The 18910-nt window shown below is 71.8% G+C and carries 21 protein-coding genes; 10 read left to right on the top strand and 11 right to left on the bottom strand.

The window, feature by feature from the left end; genetic code table 11:
• Positions 1-2: 2 nt before the first annotated feature.
• Positions 3-284 carry a hypothetical protein gene (locus HNR51_RS14155; RefSeq protein WP_182555318.1) on the bottom strand — a complete coding sequence of 94 codons (282 nt, stop codon included), beginning with the start codon at positions 282-284 and terminating at the stop codon, positions 3-5.
• A gap of 102 nt (positions 285-386) precedes the next feature.
• Positions 387-767, bottom strand: coding sequence for a hypothetical protein (locus tag HNR51_RS14150; protein ID WP_239681596.1), 381 nt, complete (start codon positions 765-767; stop codon positions 387-389).
• Between the two features lie 467 nt (positions 768-1234).
• Here HNR51_RS14150 and HNR51_RS14145 point away from each other — a divergent pair, with 467 nt between their 5' ends.
• Complete coding sequence (locus tag HNR51_RS14145; protein WP_182555316.1) at positions 1235-2377, top strand: hypothetical protein; 1143 nt, start codon at positions 1235-1237, stop codon at positions 2375-2377.
• 76 nt (positions 2378-2453) lie between these two features.
• On the opposite strand, the gene HNR51_RS14140 is transcribed toward HNR51_RS14145, so the two are convergent.
• Positions 2454-3320, bottom strand: a complete 867-nt coding sequence (locus HNR51_RS14140) for an alpha/beta fold hydrolase (RefSeq protein ID WP_182555315.1) — start codon at positions 3318-3320, stop codon at positions 2454-2456.
• Between the two features lie 150 nt (positions 3321-3470).
• Here HNR51_RS14140 and HNR51_RS14135 point away from each other — a divergent pair, with 150 nt between their 5' ends.
• The 3 genes from HNR51_RS14135 to HNR51_RS14125 are packed head-to-tail and all read left to right on the top strand — an operon-like array spanning position 3471 to position 6321.
• Positions 3471-4508 (top strand): ABC transporter substrate-binding protein, encoded by a 1038-nt coding sequence (locus HNR51_RS14135; protein ID WP_182555314.1) that lies wholly within the window; start codon positions 3471-3473, stop codon positions 4506-4508.
• A complete protein-coding gene (locus tag HNR51_RS14130) occupies positions 4505-5554 on the top strand; it encodes a FecCD family ABC transporter permease (protein ID WP_182555313.1) in 1050 nt (349 codons plus the stop codon). The genes HNR51_RS14135 and HNR51_RS14130 overlap by 4 nt, the downstream gene beginning before the upstream one ends.
• Entirely contained in the window at positions 5551-6321 is a 771-nt protein-coding gene (locus tag HNR51_RS14125) for an ABC transporter ATP-binding protein (protein WP_012456014.1), read from the top strand. The genes HNR51_RS14130 and HNR51_RS14125 overlap by 4 nt, the downstream gene beginning before the upstream one ends.
• 103 nt (positions 6322-6424) lie before the next feature.
• On the opposite strand, the gene HNR51_RS14120 is transcribed toward HNR51_RS14125, so the two are convergent.
• Genes HNR51_RS14120 through HNR51_RS14105 form a run of 4 tightly spaced genes read right to left on the bottom strand, consistent with a single transcriptional unit; the run spans position 6425 to position 9562 of the window.
• The gene (locus HNR51_RS14120) at positions 6425-7168 is read right to left on the bottom strand and encodes a molybdopterin-dependent oxidoreductase (protein WP_012456015.1); all 744 of its coding nucleotides are present in this window, start codon (positions 7166-7168) and stop codon (positions 6425-6427) included.
• A complete protein-coding gene (locus tag HNR51_RS14115; RefSeq protein WP_182555312.1) occupies positions 7165-7854 on the bottom strand; it encodes a cytochrome b/b6 domain-containing protein in 690 nt (229 codons plus the stop codon). The genes HNR51_RS14120 and HNR51_RS14115 overlap by 4 nt, the downstream gene beginning before the upstream one ends.
• On the bottom strand, positions 7851-8444 hold the full coding sequence (locus tag HNR51_RS14110; RefSeq protein WP_182555311.1) for an SAM-dependent methyltransferase: 594 nt from the start codon (positions 8442-8444) through the stop codon (positions 7851-7853). The genes HNR51_RS14115 and HNR51_RS14110 overlap by 4 nt, the downstream gene beginning before the upstream one ends.
• Positions 8441-9562 carry an acyl-CoA dehydrogenase family protein gene (locus HNR51_RS14105; RefSeq protein ID WP_239681600.1) on the bottom strand — a complete coding sequence of 374 codons (1122 nt, stop codon included), beginning with the start codon at positions 9560-9562 and terminating at the stop codon, positions 8441-8443. The genes HNR51_RS14110 and HNR51_RS14105 overlap by 4 nt, the downstream gene beginning before the upstream one ends.
• Before the next feature lie 297 nt (positions 9563-9859).
• Between HNR51_RS14105 and HNR51_RS14100 the strand changes: the two genes are divergently transcribed.
• The 3 genes from HNR51_RS14100 to HNR51_RS14090 are packed head-to-tail and all read left to right on the top strand — an operon-like array spanning position 9860 to position 10610.
• The gene (locus HNR51_RS14100; protein ID WP_182555309.1) at positions 9860-10147 is read left to right on the top strand and encodes a hypothetical protein; all 288 of its coding nucleotides are present in this window, start codon (positions 9860-9862) and stop codon (positions 10145-10147) included.
• A gap of 19 nt (positions 10148-10166) precedes the next feature.
• Positions 10167-10391, top strand: a complete 225-nt coding sequence (locus HNR51_RS14095; RefSeq protein WP_182555308.1) for a hypothetical protein — start codon at positions 10167-10169, stop codon at positions 10389-10391.
• Positions 10392-10610 (top strand): hypothetical protein, encoded by a 219-nt coding sequence (locus HNR51_RS14090; protein WP_141953173.1) that lies wholly within the window; start codon positions 10392-10394, stop codon positions 10608-10610.
• 245 nt (positions 10611-10855) lie between these two features.
• On the opposite strand, the gene HNR51_RS14085 is transcribed toward HNR51_RS14090, so the two are convergent.
• Positions 10856-11890 (bottom strand): aldo/keto reductase, encoded by a 1035-nt coding sequence (locus tag HNR51_RS14085; protein ID WP_182555307.1) that lies wholly within the window; start codon positions 11888-11890, stop codon positions 10856-10858.
• 316 nt (positions 11891-12206) lie between these two features.
• On the opposite strand from HNR51_RS14085, the gene HNR51_RS14080 reads away from it, so the two are divergent.
• The 3 genes from HNR51_RS14080 (at position 12207) to HNR51_RS14070 (ending at position 13312) form a co-directional block, all read left to right on the top strand.
• Entirely contained in the window at positions 12207-12437 is a 231-nt protein-coding gene (locus HNR51_RS14080; protein ID WP_182555306.1) for a hypothetical protein, read from the top strand.
• 115 nt (positions 12438-12552) lie between these two features.
• Positions 12553-13017: a type II toxin-antitoxin system RelE/ParE family toxin gene (locus HNR51_RS14075; protein ID WP_306424268.1), complete on the top strand. Its 465-nt coding sequence runs from the start codon at positions 12553-12555 to the stop codon at positions 13015-13017.
• Positions 12986-13312: a helix-turn-helix domain-containing protein gene (locus tag HNR51_RS14070; protein WP_012456025.1), complete on the top strand. Its 327-nt coding sequence runs from the start codon at positions 12986-12988 to the stop codon at positions 13310-13312. The genes HNR51_RS14075 and HNR51_RS14070 overlap by 32 nt, the downstream gene beginning before the upstream one ends.
• Before the next feature lie 130 nt (positions 13313-13442).
• On the opposite strand, the gene HNR51_RS14065 is transcribed toward HNR51_RS14070, so the two are convergent.
• From HNR51_RS14065 to HNR51_RS14055, 3 genes are all read right to left on the bottom strand, one after another.
• A complete protein-coding gene (locus HNR51_RS14065) occupies positions 13443-14042 on the bottom strand; it encodes a cysteine hydrolase family protein (RefSeq protein ID WP_182555304.1) in 600 nt (199 codons plus the stop codon).
• Between the two features lie 158 nt (positions 14043-14200).
• Positions 14201-15484, bottom strand: coding sequence for an efflux RND transporter periplasmic adaptor subunit (locus tag HNR51_RS14060; RefSeq protein WP_182555303.1), 1284 nt, complete (start codon positions 15482-15484; stop codon positions 14201-14203).
• 153 nt (positions 15485-15637) lie between these two features.
• Positions 15638-18880, bottom strand: coding sequence for an efflux RND transporter permease subunit (locus HNR51_RS14055; protein ID WP_141953182.1), 3243 nt, complete (start codon positions 18878-18880; stop codon positions 15638-15640).
• Positions 18881-18910 lie beyond the last annotated feature (30 nt).

Below are 18910 nucleotides of genomic sequence, written 5' to 3'. Positions count from 1 at the left end.
CATCAGTACTGATAGTCCCGGCGCGGATAGGCTGGCCCGCCGCCATAGCCCGCCCCGCGGGGCTGGACGCGGGAGCCGTAATCGACGTCCCGCCGCGCCCGCCGGTTCGCCAGGGCGCGCCCGGCCAGACAGCCGGCCACCGCGCCGACCACGCCGCGCTCGGCCAGATAATGCCCGGCCACGCCGCCGATGATAGCGCCCTTGATGCATCCCTTGGCCTCGGCGGCCCCGGCGCCGAGGCCCGTCATGACCGCCAGCATCGCCGCCGTCGCAAAAATCCGCATGCTGCTCCTCCCAGGTCGTGGCGAGGGAAACGACGCCGTCGCCGGTCCCGTTCCGCGCGAGCTGGGCAGGTTTCGGGGACAGGATTCGGGGATCGGCCCGCCTCAGCGCAAGTCGGCGAACAGGTCGAGCTGCGCCGACGCCGCCGGGCTGCGGGTGCGGCGGCGGGTGCGGGGGGGCGTGAAGCCCGGGAGCGCAGTGCCGGGCTTGCCGTAGAGGGCGACGCCGACGACGCGGCCGCGGTCGGCCGAGAGGAAGACGGAGGCCGTGTGCGGGCCGGATCGCGCGACCTCCTCGATCAGCGGCTCGGAGGCGGGCAAAGCGGCGAGCGCGCCCAGCAGGTCCGCGAGGCCGGCGATCTCCGCCCCCATCGCCCGGAGGTCGAAGCCGCGGCCGGCCCAGATACTGCGCGCGGCCGCGGCGCGGGCGGAGGGGAACGGGTTGTCGATGAGCTGCGTCGCCGTATCCTCAAGGAACGCCGCCACGCGCGCACGCTCCGGGACGTGATGCGCGCCGGCGAGCAGGGCGGCGAGCTGATGCTTGGCTGTCCTCACCGGGTGAGGGTGGCACGGCGCCGACGAAGCCGTCGAGGCCGCCGTCGCAAGCGGCTGTGGAGATCGTCTCATCCCCGATCCGTTCGATCCCTCCGGGAGGGCGGATCGAGTCCTCGCTCGAGCGCCGCGCAGTCCTCCGAGGAGACCGGACGCCCCAGCACCGGAGCGGCGCGGGGCAGGCGAGGATTGACCATCCCCGGCATAGGACAGCATTCGCGCCGTAATCGAGGATGAATAACAGAACAACCGCAACGTTCATGACTCGATACGGCCAAGCTTATTCACAAAGAGCAACCCCGATTCCTGGCATCGGACTTTTTCTCATTTCGAATTTTCCCGCAGAACCCTTTCGACACTTGTGACGTTTTGAGGCGACTTGAGAATTTGGAGGTGACGCTATGAAGACGATTGCGATGGGTCTCGCCGCGCTGCTGGTGAGCACGTCGGTCTACGCTCAGGGCGCGGCGACCGGCGGGTCGGAGCGCGGCGGCATGCGGGCCGGCAGCGAGCAGTCCGGCGGACAAGGTGCCGGACAAGGTGCGATGTCGGGCGGCGAGCGCGGCGGCATGGCGGCCCGCGGCGACACGGGCACACGCGGCGGCGAGGCCCGCGGGGGCGGGAGCACCATGGGGGGCGAGCGCAGCGCCGACCGGGGTGATCCGAACCGCGGCGACGCCACTCGCGGCGACATGGCCCGCGGCGAGCGCGGTGCCGAGCGGGGCGTGGACGGCCGGGCCGGCCGCGACACCGCCGAGCGCGGCGACCGGAGCGACACGGTCCGCAGCGGCGCGCGCGCCGAGCGCACCGACCGCATCCATGACCGCACGCACGACCGCACCCATGTCAGCAGCCGCACGGACGTGCGCTCCACCACCGTCGACGGCGGCTATCGCCGCGAGGGCCGCTACGTCTTCATCGGCGGCCAGCGCGTCGTGTACGGCTCGCCCGAATATCGCCGCCTGATCGTCACCGAGCGCCGCAGCACCGGTCCGCGCCGCTACGTCACCATCCGCGGCCAGCGGGTGATCTACGGCTCGCCGGAATATCGCCGCCTCGTCAGCGTCGGCGAGACCCGCCGCTACGTCACGATCCGCGGCCAGCGCGTCCTCTACGGCTCGCCCGAGTACCGCCGCCTCTCCACCACCGTCTCGACCACCGAGCGGCGCGGCGGCACCGTCAACGCGGGCTTCCGCGAGCGCAGCGAGATCCGCGGATCGGCGACCCGCACCGACGTTCGCAGCAGCGAGACCCGCGGCAGCGAGCGCAACGAGATGCGCGGCTCCGAGCAGGCCCGCAACACCGAGCGGGGCGGTGAGCGCGGCGGCCGCTCGATGGAGCAGGGCCGCGGCGGCGAGGGGATGCGCAACGTCGGCATGCGCGGCGAGGGCGGCGAGCGCGGCGGCGTCCGCAACGCCTCCGAGCAGGGTGGCAGCATGAGCGGCGGCGAGCGCGGCGGCAACCGTGGCGGCGCGCAGCGCGGCGGCATGGAATCCGGCTCGCGCGGCGGTGCCGAGGGCGGCGCCGGCATGGGCGGCCGCTAATTCGATTGCCGAAGGGACGACCGAAGGGATCTTCCCTTCGGCGGGGGCCGGGGCGAAAGCCCCGGCCTTCTTTCGTTCAGGACGACCGCAAGAAACCGATCAGCGCGGCGTTGACCGCCTCCGGCGCGTCGTGCTGCACCCAGTGGGTCGCCTGCGGAAACCGCTGCAGGCGGCCGCGCTCGCAGAGGTCCAGGCTCGCCTCGGCGAGCCCCGATTGGAGCGCCTGGTCGCGCTCGCCCCACAGAATCAGGGTCGGCGCCGTGATCCGCGGCGGATGGCGTGCGCGGGGCAACTGGGCGAGCGCCCGGTACCAGTTCAGCATCGCCGTGACCGCGCCGGGGCGCAGCCAGTCCCGGGCATAGGTGTCGAGATCGGCCGCGCTGAACGTGTCCGGACGGCTCGAGCGCCGCATCAGCTCCCGCAGGAGATGGGCCCGGCGCGCCGTCAGCAGCCGCTCGGGCAGCCCGGGGATTTGGAAGAAGCCGGCATAGGCGCTGCGCAGCGCCTGGCCCGGATGCCGCCGGAGATAGCGGCCGAACACGCCCGGATGGCAGGCGTTCAGCACCGCGAGCCGCTCGACGCGCTCGGGATGGAAGCTCGCGACCCAGAACGCGACGAGCCCGCCCCAATCGTGCCCGACGAGGTTGAACCGCGTCGCGCCGCAGGCGTCGGCGAGCGCGATCACGTCGCCCGCGAGCCGGTCGAGATGGTAGGCGGCGATGCCCTTCGGCCGGTCGCTCAGGCCGTAGCCGCGCTGGTCGGGGACGAGAAGGCGCAGGCCGCTTTCCGCCAGCGGCCCGATCTGGCGCCGCCAGCCGTAGCTCGATTCGGGAAAGCCGTGCAGCAGGATCGTCGGCGGCCCGTCCGCCGGGCCCGCCTCGGCGAGGTGCAGGCGCAGACCGCGGAGGTCGACGTGGCGATGGCTGGCGGCCGGATCGGGCATCGGTCGGGGTGAACTCGCAGATTATCGATCGGGATACGGATCGGGGTCTCGGTGCTTGGTCAATGTGATGGGCCAACCCGAGAGGGCCGGAGCGGTTCGGGTGCGGACGCGCTATAGGTCATCCTCGATCACGGGGGACGCCCTTCGCCGATGCCGCTGCTCCGCTGCCTTCTCGCGCTCGCCTGCCTGTGCGCCTCCGGCCTCGCCGCGGCACGGCCCTTCACCGACGCCGCCGGGCGCCGGGTCGAGGTGCCGGAGCGGGTGACGCGCGTGCTCGCCGCCGGCCCGCCCGCCGCGGTGCTGCTCGCCACCCTGGCGCCGGACAAGATGATCGCATGGCCCCGCGCCCCGAGCCCGGAGGAGCGGGCCTTCCTGAACCCGGCGCTGCGCGACCTGCCGGCCTCCGGGCGGCTGACGGGCCGCGGCGGCAGCGCCAATGTCGAGGCGGTGCTGGCCTTGAAGCCCGACCTCATCGTCGATGTCGGCAGCACGGCGGCGACCTACGCCTCGCTCGCCGACCGGGTGCAGGCCCAGACCGGCATCCCCTACCTGCTGCTCGACGGGCGGTTCAAGGCGACGCCCGAGACCTACCGCAGCCTCGGTGCGCTGATCGGCGCGGCGGAGGAGGGCGAGGCGCTCGCCGCGGAAGCCGAGACCATCCTGCGGAATGTGGCCGCGGCGGTGGAGGCGGTCCCCGAGGAGAAGCGCCCGCGGGTCTATTACGGGCGCGGCCCCCGCGGGTTGGAGACGGGGCTTGCCGGCTCGATCAACACCGAGATCATCGAGGCGGCGGGCGGGCGCAACGTGGCGGGCGCCGGGGCGGGCGGGCTCGCCGCGGTCTCGCCGGAGCAGGTGCTGGTCTGGAACCCGGACGTGATCATCGCCCTCGACCCCGACTTCCCCAAGCTCGCCGCCGCCGACCCGCTCTGGAACGGGCTCACGGCGGTGCGGGCGGGCCGCGTCCACGCCATCCCGACCCTGCCCTTCGGCTGGGTCGATGCGCCGCCGGGGGTCAACCGCCTGATTGGCCTGCGCTGGCTCGCCGGCCTGTTTTTCCCCGAGCAGTTCCCGCAGACGCTGGGCGACGCCGTGCGCGACTTCTACCGCCGCTTCTACCGGGTCGAACTCACGCCCGAGCAGCTCGACCAGCTGCTGCGCGACGCCGCCGGGCCGGGGCCGACCCGGTGAGCGAGGCCGCAAGCCCCGCCTCCGTCGCCCCCGCGCGGCGGCGCAGCCTGTCCCTGGCGGTGCTGGGGCCGGCGGCGCTGCTCCTCCTCGTGCTGGTCTCGCTGGGCATCGGCCGCTACCCCGTGCCGCCCGCCGACGTCGTCGCGGTGCTCGTCGCCAAGCTCCTCAACCAGACCTCGACCCTCGACCCGGCCGCGCAGACCGTGGTGTGGTCCGTGCGCCTGCCGCGGGTGTTCGGGGCGCTGGTGGTCGGCGCCGGGCTCGCGGCGGCAGGAGCGACCTATCAGGGGCTGTTCCGCAATCCCCTCGTCTCGCCGGACATTTTGGGCGTCTCGGCGGGGGCGAGCCTCGGGGCGGTGCTCGGCATCGTGCTCGCCCTGCCGGTGGCGGCGATCCAGGGGCTCGCCTTCGCCGGCGGGCTCGCCGCGGTCGGCGCGGTCTACGCCGTCGGCCTCGCGGTGCGGCGGCACGATCCGGTGCTGACCCTGGTGCTCGCGGGCGTCGCCGTCGGCGCGCTGCTGGGGGCCGGCATCTCGCTGCTGAAGGTGCTCGCCGATCCCTACAACCAACTCCCCGCCATCACCTTCTGGCTGCTCGGCAGCCTCGCCTCGGTCACCACGGGCGACATCGCCGCGATCCTGCCGGCGCTGGGCCTCGGGCTGGCGCCGCTGGTGCTGCTGCGCTGGCGCGTGAACCTGATGAGCCTCGGCGACGAGGAGGCCCGGGCGCTCGGGCTCGAGACGCGCCGGCTCCGCCCGGTTCTGGTGGCGGGCGCGACCCTGGTGACCGCCGCCGCGGTCTCGGTGACGGGGGTGATCGGCTGGATCGGGCTGATCGTGCCCCACGTCGCCCGGCTCCTCGTCGGGCCGGATTTCCGCCGCCTGCTGCCGGCCTCGATGCTGCTCGGCGCGGGCTACCTCACCGCGGTCGATCTCCTCGCCCGCACGGTCGCCGCGATCGAGGTGCCGCTCGGCATCCTCACCGCGCTCGTCGGGGCGCCGTTCTTCCTCTGGCTGCTGGCCGCGGGCAAGAGAGGCTGGGCGTGATCCTGGAGGCCCGCGACCTCGCCTTCGGCTACGGCGCCCGCGCGGTGGGCTCCGGGGTCAGCCTGACCGTGGGGGAGGGCGAGGCGCTGTGCCTGCTCGGGCCGAACGGCGGCGGCAAGACCACCCTGTTCAAGACCCTGCTCGGCCTGCTGCGCCCGCTCGCCGGGCGAGTGCTGTTGGACGGCCGCGACCTCTCGGAGCGGCCGCGCCGCGAGATCGCAAAAAGAATCGCCTACGTGCCGCAGGCGCACGCCGCCTTCTTCCCCTTCAGCGTGCGCGACGTCGTCCTGATGGGCCGCGCCAGCCGGCTGTCCGCCTTCGCCAGCCCCGGCCCGGCCGACCGGGCGGCGGCCGAGCGGGCCTTGGCGACGCTGGGCATCGGCCATCTGGCGGACCGCATCTACACCGAGATCAGCGGCGGCGAGCGCCAGCTCGCCCTGATCGCCCGCGCCTTGGCGGGCGAGCCGCGGCTCCTGGTGATGGACGAGCCGACGGCGAGCCTCGATTTCGGCAACCAGGCGCGCGTGCTGACCCAGGTGCGGCGCCTCTCGGAGGCCGGCATCGCCGTGGTGCTCTCCACCCACGATCCCGGCCACGCCTTCCTCTGCGCCGACCGGGTGGCGCTGCTGCATGGCGGGCGCCTCGCGGGCTTGGGGCCGCCCGCGGAGACGGTGACGCCGGAGACCCTGCGGCTGCTCTACGGGGTCGAGGTCGCGGTGCTGCCGCTGCCGGGGGGGCGGGCGGTCTGCACGCCGGTGATCGGGTGAGCCTGCTTCCGGTTTGCCCGATCCGGCCGAGCGCATCCCCTCGCCCCGCGTGCGGGGAGAGGGGGAACCCAGCGGCACTCTCCCGAATGACACGGGAAGCGGCTCAGATCCCCGCGTACCACGAGAAGCCGAGTTCGGAGACCATGCTGCCCCGGCCCTGGCCGAGGCCGTCGACCCGGTCCGTCGCCTCGATGCTGGCGAGGTACTTGAGCGACTTGTAGCCGAGCTGGCGCTCCACCCGCAGGCGCACCGGGGCGCCGTGGGCCACCGGCAGATCGCCGCCGTTCATGCCGTAGGCGAGGATCGTCTGCGGGTGCAGGGCATCGAACAGGTCGTAGCTGTCCCACCAGCCGTCCACGGTGCGGATCACGATGAAGCGCGCCTCCGGTTTGAGCCCCACGCTCGCCAGCACGTGCGAGAGCGGCACCCCGGTCCAGCCGCCGATCGCCGACCAGCCCTGCTCGCAGGCGTGCAGCGTCACCTGCGTGCGGGCCGGCATCGCCTTCAGCTCGGCGAGCGAGAAGGCGGCGGGCCGCTCGACGAGGCCGCGCACCGGCAGGCGCCAGTCGGCGAAGCCCGACGCCTTCGAGCGGCGATAGGCGGGATCGTCCGGATCGGTGGTGTTGATGGTGGGAAACACCGCCGAGATCGCCTCCGGCCCGAATTCCCGCACCAGCGGCTGGTCGCGCAGGAGGAAGCGTTGCGTGGCAAGGGTCAGGGTGTCGCTCAAGCCGTAGAGGCCCGGCCGGCGCGGGCCCTGCTCGATCAGTTCGCAGCCCCCCAGAACACCGCCGAGCCCGAACGCGGACGAGCCGAGGAGCAGCCGGCGGCGGGTGAACGCGCTCATCGGGTCTCCTCCCGCGGGGCGACCGGGCGCCCGGTGATCATGCCGCGCATCAGGGCGCGCGGCCCGTTGGCGAGCACCTGCCAGACATGGACGAGGAGGAAGGCGACGAGCAGGGCGGCCGACAGGAAATGCACCGTGCGCGCCGATTGCCGCCCGCCGAACAGGGTGAACAGCTCCGGATAGGCCGCCGTGACGCCGGGCGACATGGTGAGGCCCGAGAGCAGCATCACCGGCGCCAGCACGAGCAGCACGGCGAGATAGGCGAGCTTCTGCAGGACGTTGTAGCGGGACGCTCCGGCCGCGCCCGAGCCCGTGAGCCGCAGGTGGGCGCGCAGGTCGGCCGCGATGTGGCGGGGGTGGAGCTGGTCGCGGTCGGGGGTCAGGCGGCGCAGGAGATGGCCGCTCGCCAGGGCGGCGAGCCCGTAGAGCGCGCCGTTGATCACGAAGATCCAGGCGGCGAGGAAGTGGAGGTTGCGGCCCCAGCCGGTCTGTTCGAGGTTCACCGGCAGCGGCAGGACGAGCCAGGCCGGGGCGCTGTTGGAGCCGGTCTCGCCCCAGAACAGCCGCGGCAGCGCCAGCAGGATCGCGAACCCGCTGACGAGGAGCGCCAGGAACGCGCCGGCATTCACCCAGTGGGTCAGGCGCACCCAGAGCGGGTGGCGGACTGTGCGCGCACGCGCCGTCACCGCGGGCCCGCCCGCCGCAGCACGTCGAGGCGGTAGGCGTCGGTGCGCGCGCCGTGCAGCCGGTGGGCGAACGGGGCGGCGGCGATGAAGCCCTCCGCCGCCGCATCGCCGGACAGGGGATAGTCCGTCTCGCCGAGCCAGTGCACGAGGACGCAGTCACCGCCGGGCACGAGGCTCGCCTCGACCCGCGCGACGAGGCGGGCGAGGTCCGGCGGGCTGAGGAAGTACAGCACCTCGCCGAAGACGATGAGGTCGAACCGGCCCTCCGGCCAGTCCCCCGGCACCGCGCCGCGGACGAACCGGATCCCGGACCGGTCGGCGCAGCGGGCACGGGCCGCCGCCAGCGCCGCCTCTGCGATGTCGAGGGCGGTGAGCGCGCCGCAGCGGGGGCTGAGCGCGCGGGTGAACACGCCGATCGAGCAGCCGACCTCCAGGGCGTGCGCGTAGCGCGCCCGCGGCAGCGACTGGAGCGTGGCGGCGTATTTCTCCGCCTCGTAGGCGCTGGTGGTGAAGCGCCAGGGATCGGGATCGGAGGCGTAGATCTCCGCGAAGTAGCGCTCCGGCAGGGTCTGCGTCCGCCGCCCGCTCATCCGGCGACCTCCGCGGGGCGCGCCGGGCCGGGCCGGGCGGGCTCGGGCCAGAGGGCGTGGAGCGGCGCGCCGGCCGCCAGCACATGGGCGGCCATGCCGGTCAGGGCGGCATCCGGCGCGGGCTGGCGCAGATAGGTGGCGAGGTCGCGCATCAGCCGCTCCAGGGGATGCGCTTCGAGAAAGCCCGCAAGGCCGACCGAGCGCTGGGCCAGGGCGATCACGTCGAGCCCCGCCTGCTCGACCGCGGCACGGGCGAGGTTGACGTAGGCGATGATCCGCTCCGCCGCCGCCTCCTCCGCCGCAGCGAGACGCGCCGCCCGCGCGACGAGGAGGCGGCTCGTCTCCACCGCCACCATGGCGCGCCCGAACCGAGCCTGCTGGTGCGGGTCGTCAGCCCGCCCGGTCGCGGCGAGATGGGCGCGGTGCGCCTCGACCACCGCCTCGATGCCGCCGAGCTGGACCGCGAGGAAGCGCCATGCGCCCGCGAAGAAGAAGGGCTGCTGCCCGTAATCGTCCGGCGCGCCGATCACCGTCCCGTCCGCGGCGGCGAGCCCGGAGAAGTCGACGGTGCCGGTGGCCGAAGCCCGCATGCCGTGGGCCCGCCACGCCGACAGGTCGGCCCGGGTGCCGGGTTCGAGCCGCATCACCAGCATCAGGCGCCGCCCGTCCTCGATCCGCGCCGTCACCAGCGGGCGGGTGACGGAGCCCGCGCCCGAGGCGTAGCTCTTCACGCCGTGGAGCCGATCCGATGGGTCGAGGACGAGGCCGCCCTCCGACGGCTCGGTGTTCCACACGCCGAACAGGTGGCCCTCCGCCGCATCGCGGGCGAGCCGGCCGGCGGCATCGGGGGCCGCGTAGCGCAGCACCAGGGCGAGCGCGTTGACATGCCCCTCGTAGAGCCGCCCGAGGGCGAGACTTTCGCGGCCGACCGCCGTCAGCAGGGCGCGCAGCGCGTCGGCGCGATCCGGCTCGCACAGGCCGCGGCCGCCGAGCGAAGCGGGCAGGGGCGCCGCGAGCAGCCCGTCCCGGCGCAGCCGCGCCAGACCCTCGACAGGGAAACTGCCATGGGCATCGTCGGCGGCACCCGCGCGACGGGCCGGAGGCCCGGTCTCCCGCACCGCGTCTCCGGACGAGCCGGCGCCGGCCGCGTCGTCGTGCGCCGGGCGATCGTCTGCCGAGCACTCTTCTGCCAAATCGGCATGGGCGGCCGGGCCGAGCCGGACCAGGGACAGGATCGTGGGAGGGGGCACCGGCAGCTCAGCGACATGGGGGCCAACCGACAGCCCGAAGAGCGCGGCAGGGGTTCCGGGCCGGGCTTACACGAAGTCGCGAGCCCTCGGCACCGGGGAACCGCGGCGCGCCTTCGCGGCGTTCCTCCCCCGGCGCCCCCGGAGGCCGCCGGAGCGGAGAGACCCATGGCGGACGAGACCGAACGGCTCGGCCTTCTCGTGAGCGTGTTCGAACTGGCGCTGACCCGGCTGTTCGAGGCGAGCCCCGGGGGCGGGCAGGCGCGGACGCTGTTCGTGGAGGATGTCCGGCGGCTGCTGGCGGACACCCGCGAGGTTCAGTCGCACTCCCCGGCGGTGCAGACCTACGAGGCGCTGCTGCGCCGCATGGGCGCGACCGGGCCCGGCGACGCGGATGGGCTCGGCGTGGCTCCGACCCCCGAACAGGGCCTGCCGCCGGCCGGATCGGGCGTATGACGCGAAAGGGCAGACGAGCGTGAGCGACAGCGAGACCCCATCCCAACCCAAGCTTGCCGGCATCCTCACCTTCCCGCCGGAGGTGGTGGCGGCCCTGGACGAGCATTGTGCCGTCGAGCGCCTGCCGCGGGACCGGGCGATCTGCGAGATCGTCGCCGAGTATCTGCGCTTCAAGGGCTATCTGCGGACGCGGCCCGCCCACGAACACCGCTCGCCCCAGGGCGAGAAGCCGGAGGGGCTGTGAATGGCGACCTCGTTCAAGGGCCTGCATCTCTGCCCGCCGAAGCAGCCGCGCCCGACCCATGTCCGGGTCCGGGACGCGGAGGGCGGCGAGGCCACCCTGCCGCTGGAGGAATACGAGGCTCGCGCCGGCCAGCCGCCCTGGCAGAGCCTGCCCTGGGCGGGCGAGGCCGGCCCCGTGCCGGACGACGGCGACAAGCACGGGCCCGAATTCAGCATGTGACGCCCCTTCTCGGCTGATCACTGCGGTCGCCGATCCTCCCCTCTCCCCGCTTGCGGGGAGAGGGCTTCATGCCCCCTTGTCGGGGCATGAAGCGAGGCGGCAGCTGAGGGTGAGGGGGCGTGGCCGTCGGAGGCTTATTCCGAGCCGCCCCCTCACCCCCGCTTCGGCTTCGCCTCCGCTCCCCGTGGGCACGACGGGGTGCCCACGGGCCTCTCCCCGCAGGCGGGGAGAGGGGGGTTACCGCCTCACCACGCCGTCGGCTTGGGGTTGCGCTCGTCGAAGCCGATCTGGTGCCAGTAGGGATAGATCGGGTTTTCCCGGCTCGCGGCGTCGAGGCGGGCGATCTGGTCCGCGCTCAGCGACCAGCCGACCGCGCCGAGATTCTGCTTCAACTGCTCCTCGTTGCGGGCGCCGATGACGATGTTGCAGACGGTCGGGCGGCTGAGCAGCCAGTTCAGCGCCACCTGCGGCACGGTCTTGCCGGTCTCGGCGGCGACCGCGTCGAGGGCGTCCACCACGTCGTAGAGGTAGTCGTCGGAGACGGTGGGCCCGCCCTCGGCACCGCCCGCCGTCGAGAGGCGCCCGCCCGAGGCCGCCTGCCCCCGCCGGATCTTGCCGGTGAGCCGACCCCACCCGAGCGGGCTCCACACCATCAGGCCGACGCCCTGGTCGAGGCCGAGCGGCATCAGCTCCCACTCGTAGTGGCGGCCGATCAGCGAGTAGTAGCCCTGGTAGACGACGTAGCGGGCGAGCCCGTACCGCTCCGAGGTCGCCAGCGCCTTCATCAGCTGCCAGCCGGAAAAGTTCGAGGCGCCGATATAGCCGATCTTGCCCGCCCGGGTGAGGTCGTCGAGCGCCCGCAGGGTCTCCTCGACGGGGGTGAGCGCGTCGAAGCCGTGCATGAAGTAGACGTCGATATGGTCGGTCTGGAGCCGCCGCAGGCTGTCCTCGCAGGCGCGGATCAGGTGGTGGCGCGACGAGCCGACCGCGTTGACGTCCTCGCCCACCCGGAAGGTCGCCTTGGTCGAGATCAGGAGCCGGTCGCGGCGGCCCTTGATCGCCTCGCCGAGGATCTTTTCGGAATCGCCGCTCGAGTAGAGGTCGGCGGTGTCGAGGAAGTTGACGCCCGCATCGAGGCAGAGGTCGATCAGGCGGCTCGCCTCGGCGACGCCGGTGCTGCCCCAGTTCTGGAAGAACGCGTCGGTGCCCCCGAAGGTGGCGGTGCCGAGGCTGAGCACCGGCACCTTGAGGCCCGAGCGTCCGAACTGCCGGTATTCCATGGAATCACTCCGCTGTGGCTGTCGGGCGGCGGCCCCCGAGACGCGCCGCCCGCTCGATCGTGAGGGGACCGGCGCGGGCCGGCAACGCAGGCGACCGGGCGGCCGCCCTGCGGGGCGCGAATGGCGCCGCTGCCATCATACCGCCATGGGGCGCCCGCGGTTCCGCCACCGAAAGGGTCAGGTTCCGCAAAGACTTCGTCAACCAAGAGCCACTATTAAAGCTCAAGTTTTACGGAACACGGCCCGCACCCGGGTCTTGTTCGACAAGCTCGGCCGCACCGTCGCCGGCCGGCATCCAACATCGGGAATGCGTTCCGTGAGCTTCACCGTCAGCGCCGACACCGCCTCGCGCGTCTATTCCTGGCAGCACGGCTCGCTGCTGAGCGCCCTGGAGCAGGGCCTCTCGCTGATCACCTCCGGCCTGAGCGACGTGCGAATCGTCGACTCGGAGGGCCGCAGCCACAGCCCCGCCGCCCTCTACCAGCGCCTGTTCGGCGGCGCGCAGCCGACGGAACAGGCCGCGCAGCCCCGCGCCCGCGCGGCCTGATCCCTCCCCCGATCGCCGCATCGACCATCCTTGAACTATAACACTCTGTGCGATAGATTGCGCCTGCGCTCGACGCAATCGCCTTGGCGGTGGTGACGGCGCAATCGCCGACGGCATGCTCTTGAAGTCTCCCGTTTCGGGAGGCACGGCGGGTTTGAAATGTTCGGCCTCATGGAGCCTTTCCATGAAAGCATTTCTTCCGCCGGATTTCGCGAAGCGGGCCTCGAAGGAGGGTGTTTCCGATGGAAGCTTGCGCGAAGCGGTTGCGCGCGCGGATCGCGGCCTGATCGATGCCCAGCTCGGCCTCTCCCTCATCAAGCAGCGTATCCCGAGACGGGGGCAGGGGCGCTCCGGCGGCTTTCGCACGATCGTGGCCTACGAGCGCGGAAAGCTGGCGGTGTTCCTGCACATCTTCGCCAAGAACGCGAAGGCGAACCTGACCGAGGCCGAGACGGAGGCGCTGCGCGCCCTGGCCGGATACCTGACGCGCCTCAGCGACGAACAGCTTGCACGGCTGGCTTCGGAGAGAGGCTGGAGGCAGATCGACGATGAGCCCCTCGAGAAAGACGCCCGTCAGTGACCTGCTGGGATCGATCCACGCGGTCGCGTCGGATCTCCACGCCGTGGGTGCAATCGACAAGGCAACCATGCGCCGGTTCGACCTGTCCTGCCTGACGCCTGTGGAGCCTTTGGAACCAGAGGCGATCCGGCAGATCCGCGAGGCCAGCAGCATGAGTCAGGCGGTCTTCGCCAAGGCCCTCAACGTGACCGCCTCGCTCGTCAGCCAATGGGAGCGCGGCGAGAAGAAGCCGAGCGGGCCGTCGCTCAAGCTCCTGAACTTGGCCGAGCGCAAGGGCATCGACGCGATCCTGTAGTGCGCGGCATCGCCGACGGCCCCGGCGCCGGTCGGCGGGCGGGACCGGCTTCGCATCTCTCACAAAACGCCCGCCGCCCACGCGTCGCCAGCCCGTGAACGGTCGACAACGGGAGTTTCGTGAGGCCGTGTTATTCCCGGATCGCCGCCGCATCCGGCGCGACCACCGCGAACAAATCGCCCAGTGCGGCGAGGCTCGCGGCCTGGACCGCCGCGGCCGGGACGGTCGCGCCGTCCGGCCCCGGCAGGGCGCGGGTGGCGGTGGCCGCGGCCACCACGGTCGGGCGGAAGCCGAGGTTGAAGGCACCCCGCGCGGTCGAGTTCACGCACATATGCGTCATGAAGCCGGCCAGGATCACGTCCTTGACGCCCGCCGCCTCCAGCTGGGCCTGAAGGTCCGTGCCGACGAAGGAACTCGGATAGGCCTTGGTGATCACCGCCTCGCCGTCCCGCGGGGCGACCTCCTCGCTGATCTGGCCGATGGGCGCGGTCACGTCGTAGGGCGAGCCCGGTCCGGCATCGTGGCGCACGTGGAAGACCGGGATGCCGGCGTTGCGCGCCCGCTCCAGAAGAGCCTTCGCCTCGCGGATCGCCGGCTCGACGCCCTCCAGGCGCATCACGCCCTCGCGGTAGGTGTTCTGCAGATCGATCATTACCAGGGCCGAGCCTTTGAGAGCGGCGGGCTCCGGCGGCAGGCCGGACAGGCTGCGAAGGGTTTTGAGGTCGCTCATGGCTGAAGCCTTCTCGTGGGACGCGTTTCCGGACGCGATGTGAGCCGAGGGGGACCGTCCGCGCAACCTGTCGATAAGGCCAACGGGCGAGCTGGCGCCGATCCCGCCCGCCGCCTCAGGTCGAGGGCATGGATAGGATCGGCGCTGTCCGAGAGGCCTTACCGCTGCGCGGCCTGCATCGGCTTGTCCGACTTGGGCGCCTGCGGCGCGATGCGCCCGCCGTCCTTCAGGTCGGCGGGCGGGCTCAGCACGAGGCGCTCGCCGCCCGAGAGGCCCTTGTCCACCTCCACCATCGTGCCCTTGTCGCGGGCGACGTGGACGTCGGTCCAGGTCACGCGGTCGTCCTCGCGGGCGACCGCCACGCGGGTGCCGGACTGGTTGAACACCAGGGCTTCGGCCGGCACCGCCACCGTGGCGCTGCCGGTGCGCGGGATCGCCAGCGTCACGTAGACGAACAGGCCCGGACGCAGGGTCCGCTCGGGGTTGGGCACGTCGACCTGGGTCGTCAGGGTGCGCGAGGCGGCCAGCAGCGCCACCGAGCTGCGCTCGACCTCGCCGGTGAAGTGGCGGTCGGGCATCTGCGGCACCTTGATCCGGGCCTGGATGCCGGGCTGCACGCCCACCGCCGCGTTCTGGGGCACGTTGACCGAGATGCGCAGCACGTCGTCCCGGTCCATCGACAGGAGCGGCGAGCCGGAGCCGGCATCGGCCTGGACGAGGTCGCCGACATCGACGTTGCGGGTGGTGATCACGCCGTCGAAGGGCGCGGTGACGATCTCGAAGCCGGTCAGCGCCTTGAGGCGGCCGACGGTGGCCTGCTGCGCCTTGATGTTGGCCTGGGCCACCTTCACGTCGGCCTCGGCGGAGGCGAGGGTCGCCTGCTGCGAGAGCACGCCGGCCTGGGTGTTGTCGGCGTTCTGCTTCGAGGCCCAGCCCTGGCCGGCCAGCGTCGAGGTGCGCGAATTCGTGACCTGGGCGAGGTTCACGTTGGCCCGCGCCTGATCGACCATGGCTTTCGCCCGCAGCAGCTGCGCCTCCAGCTGGCCGAGTTGCGCCTCGGCCTGGGCAAGCTGCTGGTCGAGGTCGGGGGCGGCGATGCGCAGGAGCACGTCGCCCTTCTTCACCCGCGCGCCGATATCGACATGGCGCTCGGCGATATAGCCGGTGGCGCGGGGATAGATCCGCGCGGTGGCGAAGGGCTCGGTCTGGCCCGGCAGGGTCAGCTCGATCGGCCCGTCGAGGCGCTTGGCCTCCTCGGTGCGGACCTTGGGCACGAACTCGATCTGCTTCGTCCGCGTCGCCTCGGCCCGGGCCGCCCGCTGCCAGTGCCCGTAGCCGCCGTAAGCCAGCAGGCCCGCCGCGATCAGCCCGGCCAGCACGAAGCCGCGCTTCCTGGGTGGAGGCGGAATGTCGGCCGCCGGCTTACCGTCTCTCTCGCTCACCGGTTCGTCCTGTGATCGCTGTGGGCGTGGTCGTCGGAAACCTAGAGGGTCCCGATACCGAGTGATTCTATTGGGTCCAGCTGAATTCCCCCTCTCCCCGCGTGCGGGGAGAGGGGATGGGCGGATGACGAGCGTCATCAACATAGGCCCGCATCATACATAATCCTCGAGCGGCTTGGCCTCGCCCCGCCGCAACAGGCTGTAGAGGAAGGGCACGAACAGCAGCGTCGAGGGCGTGCCGAGCGCGATGCCGCCCATCACGGCCCGCGCCAGCGCCGCGTTCTGCTCGCCGCCCTCGCCGGTGCCGAGCGCCATCGGCACGAGGCCGAGGAACATCGCGCTCGCGGTCATCAGCACCGGCCGCAGCCGCGTCTCGCCCGCAATGATGGCCGCCTCGTGCGCCGAGCAGCCGGTGGCCTCCCGATGTTCCTTGGCGAAGGTGACGAGCAGGATCGAGTTGGCCGAGGCGATGCCCACCGACATGATCGCCCCGAACAGGGAGGGGATCGAGAAGGCGGTGCCGGTGATGAACAGGCTCGCGACGATGCCGCAGAAGGCGACCGGCAGGGCGGCCAGCACCACGAAGGGATCGCCCCAGCTCTGATAGTTCACCGCCATCAGGAGGTAGACCGCGACGATGGCGATGCCGAGACCGATGCCGAGGCGGAAGAAGGCGGCGCGCATGTTCTCGATCTGCCCGCGCACGGTGATCTTGTCGGGGGCCGGCAGGGCCGTCTGCTCCTCGGCGACGATCCGGTCGATGTCGCGCGCGATCGAGCCGAGGTCGCGGTCCTGCACCGCGGCGTAGACATTGAAGGTCGGCTGCGTGTTGACGTGGTTGATCACCGTCTGCGTCGGCTGGCGGGTGATCGTCGCGATGCTGGAGAGCAGCGTCAGTGCGCCCGGCCCGGTGCCGTCACGTCCCCCTGCATTGGCGCGGGCAAACAGCGGCGTGTTCTGCAGGGCGGTCAGCGAGTCGTTGCGGTATTCCGGCGTCTGGACCCAGAGCTGGTAGGGGATGCCGGTCTTCGGATCGGTCCAGAAATTCGGGTTCACCTGGAAGGAGCCCGACAGCGACACGTTGAGGCTCTGGGCCACCTGCTGCTGGGTCAGGCCGAGTTCGGAGGCGAGCCGCCGGTCGACATCGACGAAGAATTGCGGCGTGTCGACGATCTGGTGCAGGTGCACGTCGACGAGGCCGGGCGTCTCCTTCAGCCGTGCCTCGATGCGTCGGGCGACCTCCAGATCCTTGACGGTGTTGCGGCCCGAGACCTGCACGTCGATCTGCGCGATCACCCCGAAATTGAGGATCTGCGTGATGATGTCGGAGGGCTGGAAGTAGACGATCATGTCGGGGAAGCGCTCGCGCAAGGTCTCGCGCAGGCGCCGCTGATACTCCGCCACCGGGCCGTGCTCGTCCTTCAGGTCGATCAGCATCTGCCCGTCGTTGTAGGAGACGAACGAACCGTCGGAGAAGGCGAAGTTGTAGTTGTTCGACGGGATGCCGATGTTGTCGAGGATCTGGTCGATTTCGCCCTCGGGGATGGTCTCGCGCACCACGGCCTCGACCGCGGCGAAGGTCTGCTCGGCGGTCTCGATGCGCATGCCGGGGCGGGTGCGCAGGTGGAGCGTCATCTGGCTCGATTCGACCTGCGGGAAGTAGTCCTGGCCGGTGAAGACGAAGAGCCCGCCGGTGCCGGCAAACAGCAGGCCGACCACGACGATCGTCGCGATGCGGTGGCGCAGGACCGCGTGGAGCAGCCCGACATAGCCGCGGTGGAACCGCTCGAACCGCGCCTCGAAGCCGCGGCGGAAGGCGCCGGCCAAGCGGAAGAGCGGCGAGAGCAGCCAGCCGAGCGCCCGCTCGACGCGGCCGCGGCGCGGCGCGTCCTCCGCGCCGCCATGGTGCTGGAGGTATTCGCGGGCGACCAGCACGTCGATCAGCACCGGCACCAGGGTGCGGGTGAGGAGGTAGGAGGTCAGCATCGCGAACACGACCGCGAGCGCCTGCGGCGTGAACAGGTACTTCGGGGTGTCGGTGAGCGCGAAGACCGAGACGAAGGCGGCGCAGATCGACAGCGTCGAGATCAGGGCCGGCTTGGCGATGCCCGCCGCGCCCTCGACCACGGCGTTGCGGAACGGCTTGCCCTCCTCGAACAGGCGGTATGTGTTCTCGATCGCCACCGTCACGTCGTCGACGAGGATGCCGACGGCGAGCGCGAGACCGCCCAACGTCATCACGTTGATGGTGTGACCGAGCGCGGCGAGCAGCGCCAGCGAGGTCATGAGGCAGAGCGGGATCGAGACGAGCACGATCAGGGTCGAGCGCCACGAGCCGAGGAACAGCAGGATGGTGAGACCCGTGAGGCAGGCGGCGATGACGGCCTCGTGCCACACGCCCTCGATCGCGTTCGAGACGAAGACCGACTGGTCGAAGAGCGGCTTGATCTCCATGCCCTCGGGGGCCGCCGCGCGGATGTCGGGCAGCGCCGCCTTGACGTTGTTGACGACGTCGAGCGTCGAGGCGGTGCCGTTCTTGAGCACCCGCATCAGCACCGAGGCCTGGCCGTCGGCGCGCACCACGTTGACCTGCGGCGGGCCGCCGTCGCGGACATAGGCCACGTCGCGCACCAGCACCGGCTGGCCGTTGACCACCTTGATCGGGATCTCGTTCAAGGCCGCGATCGCGTCCGGCGTCGCGTTCATCTGCACCGGGTATTGCTGCTCGCCGATCTTGGCGAGCCCCGAGGGAATCGTCAGGTTCTGCGAGGTCACCGCGTTGGTGACTTCGAGCGGCGTCATCCCGAGCGCCTGGAGCGCGTGCAGGTCGAGATCGACCATCACCTGCCGCGGCGCGCCGCCGAAGGGGGAGGGCAGGGTCGAGCCCGGCACCTGGGTCAGCCGCTGGCGGATGCGGTACTGGGCGTAGTCGTAGACCTTGTTGAGGCTGTCCTTGGCCGAGGTCAGCGCGAGCTGGATCACCGGCACCGAGGAGGCGGAGAAGCGCACGATCACCGGCGGCTGCACGCCCGGCGGCATCAGCGCGCGGATCGAGTTCGTGGAGGAGACGACCTGGGCGATGGCGAGATCGATGCTGACGCTCTGGTCGAAATAGATCTTCATCACCGACGTGCCTTGCAGGCTCGTCGATTCCATCCGGGCAATGTTGTTGACGTTGTTGGAGATTCCGAACTCGGAATAGGTCGTGATCCGCTTCTCCATCTCCGGCGCGGACAGGCCGGTATAGGTCCAGACCACGACGACGACGGGGATGTCGACGGCGGGCAGCACGTCCTTCGGTGTCACGACGATCGCGCCGGCCCCGCCGAGCATCATCAGCACGGCCAGCACGTAGGTCGTGATGCGGAACTTGAGGGCGTACTGGACGAGTCCCATGGATTCCCGGTGAGCCGGCCGGAGAGGCGG

The sequence above is a fragment of the Methylorubrum thiocyanatum genome (assembly GCA_014138645.1).
GTDB lineage: Bacteria > Pseudomonadota > Alphaproteobacteria > Rhizobiales > Beijerinckiaceae > Methylobacterium > Methylobacterium thiocyanatum.
The sequence above is the reverse complement of the archived record's forward strand: the minus strand, read 5'-3'. Positions and strand labels throughout refer to the sequence as shown.

What these genes read in the sequence shown, in the direction of transcription:
- HNR51_RS14065 (WP_182555304.1), bottom strand. Translation starts at nt 14,042, where the DNA reads ATGAGCGACCTCAAAACCCTTCGCAGCCTGTCCGGCCTGCCGCCGGAG.
- HNR51_RS14055 (WP_141953182.1), bottom strand. Translation starts at nt 18,880, where the DNA reads ATGGGACTCGTCCAGTACGCCCTCAAGTTCCGCATCACGACCTACGTG.
- HNR51_RS14140 (WP_182555315.1), bottom strand. Translation starts at nt 3,320, where the DNA reads ATGCCCGATCCGGCCGCCAGCCATCGCCACGTCGACCTCCGCGGTCTG.
- HNR51_RS14100 (WP_182555309.1), top strand. Translation starts at nt 9,860, where the DNA reads ATGGCGGACGAGACCGAACGGCTCGGCCTTCTCGTGAGCGTGTTCGAA.
- HNR51_RS14120 (WP_012456015.1), bottom strand. Translation starts at nt 7,168, where the DNA reads ATGAGCGCGTTCACCCGCCGCCGGCTGCTCCTCGGCTCGTCCGCGTTC.
- HNR51_RS14085 (WP_182555307.1), bottom strand. Translation starts at nt 11,890, where the DNA reads ATGGAATACCGGCAGTTCGGACGCTCGGGCCTCAAGGTGCCGGTGCTC.
- HNR51_RS14135 (WP_182555314.1), top strand. Translation starts at nt 3,471, where the DNA reads ATGCCGCTGCTCCGCTGCCTTCTCGCGCTCGCCTGCCTGTGCGCCTCC.
- HNR51_RS14090 (WP_141953173.1), top strand. Translation starts at nt 10,392, where the DNA reads ATGGCGACCTCGTTCAAGGGCCTGCATCTCTGCCCGCCGAAGCAGCCG.
- HNR51_RS14070 (WP_012456025.1), top strand. Translation starts at nt 12,986, where the DNA reads ATGAGCCCCTCGAGAAAGACGCCCGTCAGTGACCTGCTGGGATCGATC.
- HNR51_RS14075 (WP_306424268.1), top strand. Translation starts at nt 12,553, where the DNA reads ATGCTCTTGAAGTCTCCCGTTTCGGGAGGCACGGCGGGTTTGAAATGT.
- HNR51_RS14110 (WP_182555311.1), bottom strand. Translation starts at nt 8,444, where the DNA reads ATGAGCGGGCGGCGGACGCAGACCCTGCCGGAGCGCTACTTCGCGGAG.
- HNR51_RS14145 (WP_182555316.1), top strand. Translation starts at nt 1,235, where the DNA reads ATGAAGACGATTGCGATGGGTCTCGCCGCGCTGCTGGTGAGCACGTCG.
- HNR51_RS14155 (WP_182555318.1), bottom strand. Translation starts at nt 284, where the DNA reads ATGCGGATTTTTGCGACGGCGGCGATGCTGGCGGTCATGACGGGCCTC.